Below are 5,858 nucleotides of genomic sequence, written 5' to 3'. Positions count from 1 at the left end.
CTCTTGGGCCCCTTCAGACCGGGACCGAATTCGTAGACGTCCTTGTCGCTTTCAACATCGAAATGGCGTTCGAACCAGCGCTGCGGCTTGAAGGCTTTGTAGACCAACAAGTGCTCGCTGACGATGCGCTGCGCGGTCATGGCAAAGCCGTATTGGTAGCGCACGTCACCCAGAATAAAGGTGACTTCGAAGGCGCTCGGCTCGCCGGCCGAGGTGCTGTCTAGTTTGAAAGGTTGCAGTTGCTCGTAAGTTTGCCCGGGCTGTAAGGCTGCCGACTCCAGGACCACACCACGCATGTATTGCAGCGCTTTGATGAGGTTGGATTTACCGCCGGCGTTGGCACCGTACACCACGGCACTGCGCAGCAAACTAGGGGCCGCAGCAATACCGGTGGCCAACGTGTGGGTGTCTTGGAGAGTCTTATCCTTTGAGGCGACAAGACTAAGTACCTGCTCTTCGCGCAGGCTGCGGAAATTTGTGACTCTGAACTCGACGAGCATGCTATTCACCCGAAACACACAAAATAAAACCAAATTATGCGTATATCGAGCAAATTTTCAATTTATTTATAGCAACAACCACGAATAAGCCACGTACGAGCACTCTTACACCTACTCCTTTAACGCCTCATCCAACGGCACGCGGTAGCCCGTGGCGAGGCGATTGGTTTCATTGGCCATGCCGATGACGGCCTGCAATTCACCAAACATCTCATCGTTCATACCCGCCTTGCGCGCGCTTGCGGTGTGTGAGGCGATGCAGTACGGGCAGTTGTTGGTGACGCTGACGGCCACGTAGATCAATTCTTTGGTCAGAGCATCCAGCGCGCCGGGGGCCATGATGTGTTTAAGGCTTTGCCAGGTGCGCTCGAGGTTGTCGGGGTGCGCGGCCAGACATTTCCAGAAGTTGTTTACGTCGGGCACCTGGCGGGTTTGTTTGATGTCGTCGTAAACCGCACGTACACGCGCATTGGCATTTTCATATTCGATTAAGTGCTTGGACGTCATGTTCTTATTCCTAATATTTTTGTTTAGCCAACTTAAATACTACTGTCGTTTTAACGCTACAGAGGAGAGGGACCGATGTCATTGCGCATTCTGGCGATTGCCACCACCGCTGCTTTGCTACCGTTGTTCAACGTGACGGCCAACGCCGCCGAACCCGGTTTATGGAAGGTGTACGACTCGCTAAAAAATCAAAAGTGGGTGGACCTGACCCACAGCTATAACGAGCAAATTCCCCACTGGAAAGGCTTCGAGGCCGCTGAACGTAAAACCCTCTATACCATCGATAAAGATGGCTTCCAGGTCGACCTTTACACCCACGTCGGCCAATGGGGCACGCACGTCGACCCGCCCGCGCATTTCCATAAAGGCTTGCGCACCATCGACCAGATTCCGGTAAAGGAACAGCTGCTGCCGCTGGTGGTGTTGGATATCCACACGCAGGTGGAGAAGAACCCGGATTACACCGTGACGCTGGACGATGTGAAGGCTTGGGAGAAACGCCATGGTGCCATTCCCGCCGGGGCATTCGTGGCGCTGCGTAGCGATTGGTCCAAGCGCTGGCCGGACCAGGAGAAAATCCAGAACGTCGATGCTAAGGGCGTGGCCCACTACCCAGGCTGGAGCAAAGAGGTGCTGGTGTACTTGTACGAGACCCGCAAAATCACCGCTTCAGGGCATGAAACCACCGACACCGACCCGGGCCTGGCGACCACGAAGGATGACTACTCGTTGGAGTCGTACATCTTGGGTAAAGACCACTACCAGATTGAGCTGCTGGCCAACCTCGACCAGTTGCCAGAAGCAGGCGCACTGGCGGTGGTGAGTTTTCCCAAGATAGAAAAAGGCACTGGTTTTCCGGCGCGGGTGTTTGCGATTTTGCCGTGAAGCACCTGGCCGATTAGCTTAAAGGCCGAGCTCTGAAAGCCCCGGATGGTCGTCGGGGCGCCGGCCCAATGGCCAATGGAACTTGCGCTGCGACTCGGTAATGGGCAGGTCGTTGATGCAGGCAAACCGATGGGCCATCAGGCCGTTTTCGTTGAACTCCCAGTTCTCGTTGCCGTAGGAGCGGAACCAGTTGCCGGAGTCGTCGTGCCATTCGTAGGCATAGCGCACGGCGATGCGGTTGTCGGTAAACGCCCACAGCTCCTTGATCAGCCGATACTCCAGTTCTTTGTGCCATTTGCGGCTTAAAAACGCTTGAGCTTCAGCGCGGCTGGTGACGAACTCTGCGCGGTTGCGCCATTGGGTATCCACGGTATAGGCCAAGGCGACTTTGGCCGGATCGCGGCTGTTCCAGCCATCTTCGGCGAGGCGAACTTTTAGCAGCGCCGACTCGCGGGTGAAGGGCGGTAGAGGCTGGCGGATTTCAGCGGTAGACATGGCGATTGCTCCTGTTTGGCCTGGGCGTATCCTGCACGGGCGCGCCGCCGAGCAGAACCGCCACGCCAAGCAATGCACAATTTCGTTTGGGACAAGAGTAGCGGCTACCTTTGCAGCGCAGCGTTTAAAAAGCGCCGCTCGTGATCGGCCGTTGGCAGCAAACACACGTCATGTTTGCCGAACAGCGCGTAGCGGTTAAGGGCAATGCGGTCGTAGGCCCAATCTCGCAAACCTTTGGGCAGCCAACGCAGAACGGTGAGGGTTTGCCAGATGCCCGGAAGCTGCTCGGCCACTTCGAAAAACGCATCGGAGCGCACCCAGTAGCTGTGGTCGCGGATCACCGCCATGGTGTCGAACTGATCCAGCGGCAAATCGGCCCAGGCCAGCAGCGCTTGGCCTTCCGGCGACTGCACGGCGGCCAGGCGTATCTGGTGGCGGTGGTCGTGGCGAATCAAAAATTTCGCCCAGCCGTTGCACAGCTTGCACACACCGTCGAACAGCACCACGGTTTCACCGGGCAGCAGTAACGGGGCTGGCGTGGGGCGGACATGGGAGGTTTGCATGATGCGCAGGCACCCGATGGCAGAAGCGATGGGCCGATCTTAACCCTGTGTTTCGCGCCTATGTGGATCAATTTGCAGCGCCCCACCCCGTATTGAACGGCGCCACGTCAAAGCGCCGTTGGCGAGGACGCCAAGCCTGTTCGCGCCTTGACACTCAAACCGGCGACGGGCCAGAGTCCAGCCTTATCGCCCCCCTCTGCTGGCCCCGACCATGACCTACGCAGCCTCGCTTCTATTAATTACCGGCATCTACCTGGCCGTGCTGGCCAGCCCTGGCCCGAACTTTTTTATCCTCAGCCAAATGGCCTTGGACGGCCGCCACCGCGAAGCGCGCTATGCCGTGTATGGGCTGACCACGGGTTCTATTTTTTGGGTGTTGGTGTCGATGGCAGGGTTGGCAACGTTGCTGTCGCAACATCCGTGGCTGGCTTCAGCGCTGCGTTATATCGGCGCGGCCTACCTGATGTGGTATGGCGCGCGGCTGCTGTGGTCGGCGTTTTCGCCATCTGTTGCACGTGAAGTTAATGCCCAGGCGTTTGACCGCGGCGGCAAACCTCTGACGGCGTATCGCACCGGGTTGTTAACCGGGATGACCAACCCCAAAGGCGCCGCGTTTTGGACCAGTGCGTTTGCCGCCGTGTTTCCGGCTGCTGCACCCTTTTGGTTTTATGCCCTCACGGTGTTACTGGTGGCCGCGCTGTCTCTGGGCTGGCACCTGGGCATCACGCTTATTTTCGGCACGCCAACATTGCGCGGGTTTTATCTGCGCATTGAGCGTGGGGTTAATGGCGTGGCAGGTGGGGTGTTGGTGACGTTGGGGCTGCAGCGCTTGTTGTCGCGCTGAGCCACAAGCGAGCCGCCACGCGACTCGCTATTAACAACGGACTAAAAGCGTCGGGTGCTGAGCAACTCCTCCAACACACGCGTGGTTACCCTAAATGGCACCGTGGTGTGCTCCTCGCCTGTTTCCACATGGAAGTCGCTGCGCAGGCCGTATTGCGACAGGGCTTCCATGCGCAGTTGCAGCGAACGTACGTCCTGGATTTCCTGCGGCATTTCCCGGTCACCGGCCAGCAGGGTCAGGCTGCTGTGGGTCAGGTCGATCTTGCCGGCATGTGCCTGTTGGGTGAATTCACGCTCCGGCGGCAACAGGTAGCGGTCACGCCACCACAGGGTTGGGCTGACGGCGACCACATGCTGAAACAGCGCCGGGCGGGTGAAGAGCGTGTAGATGCCAAACATGCCGCCGAATGACCAGCCGACCAAACTGCGCTGGTCCTGATCAACCTTAAAGCGCGCGTTCACCTCGGGCATCAGGCGCTTTTCGATAAAGTCGAGAAACAGGTCTTGGCCACCTTGCGGCGGATCGTTGCGCTCGGCCGGTTGCGGCGGCGAGAGGTCGAAGGCGCGGCGGTTGAAGTCGTACGGCGTGTCGCTGGGGTAACCGATGGCCACCACAATCGCGCGTTTCCAGCGCTCTTCAGCGCGCTTGGCGGCATGGAAAGCCGGAAAAAAAGCGTTGCCATCGACGATGTAAATCACCGGGTAACCGCCGGTATAGGGCACCTCGCCTTCCGGCAGGCTGACCATGATGCGGTAGTCACGCCCTTCGGCGCTTTTCATCAGCCATTGTTCGGTGCCGTCGAGGGTAACGGGGTCGGCGTACCCGGCGCCCAACCAAAAGGCGCCGAGCACGGTGGCGGCTGCGCGCAGCCAGTTCAGGCCGATCACCAGCTGTAGCTCAGGCTGGTGACCATGCTGCGCGCTTCGCCACGGTAGCAGTAGCTGCCTTCGCAGTTGATATAGCGGCGGTCGGTGAGGTTACGGGCGTTTAGGGCCAGGCGTACGCCGTCCAGGCCGCCGCCGAAGTCGTAGTGCACGCCAGCGTCGAACAGGGTGTAGTCGTCGTTCTTGGCGGTGTTGGCATCGTCGCTGTAGGTGCTGCCGGTGTAGCGCGCACCCGCACCAAAACCCAGGCCCATTGGCAGGTTGTAGTCGAGCCACAACGAGGCGAGATGGCGCGGCACGTTGATCGGTTTATTGCCTTGATACTCGGCGTCTTTGGTGACTTCGGCATCGTTAAAGCTGTAGCTGGCGTTCAGGCGCAGGCGCTCGGTCAGATCGGACACCGCTTCCAGTTCTAGACCCTTGGATTCTTGCTCGCCGGTCTGCACTTGGAAGTCGACGTTGGCCAAGTCTTTACTCAGCACATTGGTCTGCGTCAGGTGATAGAGCGAGGCCGTGAGCATCGTGCTGGTGCCCGGCGGCTGGTATTTCAGGCCCAGCTCATACTGCTTGCCTTCGGTGGGTTTGAACGGGCTGGCATTCACGTCGGCGCCGCTTTGCGGCAGAAACGAGGTGGCATAGCTGATGTAAGGCGCCAGGCCGTTATCAAACAAATAGAGCAAGCCCAATGAGCCGGTTGTGGCGGAGTTGTTGGTCTTGGTGGGGTCGATTTCACTGCCAAATTGCATGCCGTTGGAGCGTGCATGCACCCAGTCGCGGCGCAGGCCGGCGGACAGGCGCCATTGGTCCAGCTCGATCTGGTCTTGCAGATACACGCCGCTGCGAAACTCCAGGCCGTCGCGGTCGACCAGCACATTGGTCGGGCGCGAGACCGCTTGGTGATGGTCCGGCGCATCACGATCAATCGACGGCGCTGCACCGTAGGCGTATTCCAGCGAGGTATCCAACCAGGCGTAGTCCACGCCGCTCACCACGGTGTGTTGCAGTGCGCCGGTGGCAAAGCGGCTGACCAGGCGGGTGTCGGTAGACAGCGAGGTCATGTCTTCATAGCTGCCGGTGGCGGTGCGGGTGAAGGTGTGACCATCGCTGTTGACGAGGAAATCGAGGTACTGGTTAGTGGTGTTGAGCTTCGAGTAACGCACGTTCTGTTGCAGGCTGAAGG

8 protein-coding genes are annotated in these 5,858 nt (G+C 59.0%); 2 read left to right on the top strand and 6 right to left on the bottom strand.

The annotated features are described in order from the left end of the window. On the bottom strand, positions 1–500 hold a 500-nt coding region (locus AAAB16_RS18885; RefSeq protein WP_340664713.1), incomplete at its 3' end, for an AAA family ATPase. A gap of 111 nt (positions 501–611) precedes the next feature. Continuing rightward, entirely contained in the window at positions 612–1,007 is a 396-nt protein-coding gene (locus AAAB16_RS18880; RefSeq protein WP_340664712.1) for a carboxymuconolactone decarboxylase family protein, read from the bottom strand. A gap of 75 nt (positions 1,008–1,082) precedes the next feature. Between AAAB16_RS18880 and AAAB16_RS18875 the strand changes: the two genes are divergently transcribed. After that, positions 1,083–1,892, top strand: coding sequence for a cyclase family protein (locus tag AAAB16_RS18875; RefSeq protein ID WP_340664711.1), 810 nt, complete (start codon positions 1,083–1,085; stop codon positions 1,890–1,892). An 18-nt stretch (positions 1,893–1,910) separates the two neighbouring features. Here AAAB16_RS18875 and AAAB16_RS18870 read toward each other — a convergent pair whose 3' ends face one another. Together AAAB16_RS18870 and AAAB16_RS18865 are read right to left on the bottom strand one after the other, a co-directional pair. Further along, the gene (locus tag AAAB16_RS18870; RefSeq protein ID WP_340664710.1) at positions 1,911–2,387 is read right to left on the bottom strand and encodes a nuclear transport factor 2 family protein; all 477 of its coding nucleotides are present in this window, start codon (positions 2,385–2,387) and stop codon (positions 1,911–1,913) included. A 104-nt stretch (positions 2,388–2,491) separates the two neighbouring features. Beyond that, positions 2,492–2,950 carry a thiol-disulfide oxidoreductase DCC family protein gene (locus tag AAAB16_RS18865; RefSeq protein ID WP_340664709.1) on the bottom strand — a complete coding sequence of 153 codons (459 nt, stop codon included), beginning with the start codon at positions 2,948–2,950 and terminating at the stop codon, positions 2,492–2,494. Positions 2,951–3,161: 211 nt separating this feature from the next. On the opposite strand from AAAB16_RS18865, the gene AAAB16_RS18860 reads away from it, so the two are divergent. Further along, positions 3,162–3,794 (top strand): LysE family transporter, encoded by a 633-nt coding sequence (locus tag AAAB16_RS18860; protein WP_340664708.1) that lies wholly within the window; start codon positions 3,162–3,164, stop codon positions 3,792–3,794. 41 nt (positions 3,795–3,835) lie between these two features. On the opposite strand, the gene AAAB16_RS18855 is transcribed toward AAAB16_RS18860, so the two are convergent. After that, positions 3,836–4,681, bottom strand: coding sequence for an alpha/beta hydrolase-fold protein (locus AAAB16_RS18855; RefSeq protein ID WP_340664707.1), 846 nt, complete (start codon positions 4,679–4,681; stop codon positions 3,836–3,838). After that, a partial coding sequence (locus AAAB16_RS18850; protein WP_340664706.1) for a TonB-dependent siderophore receptor occupies positions 4,678–5,858 on the bottom strand: 1,181 nt, incomplete at its 5' end. The genes AAAB16_RS18855 and AAAB16_RS18850, both read right to left, overlap by 4 nt.

The organism is Pseudomonas sp. (genome assembly GCF_037994325.1).
In the GTDB taxonomy this organism is placed as follows: domain Bacteria; phylum Pseudomonadota; class Gammaproteobacteria; order Pseudomonadales; family Pseudomonadaceae; genus Aquipseudomonas.
This window is presented reverse-complemented; position numbering and strand designations above follow the sequence as displayed.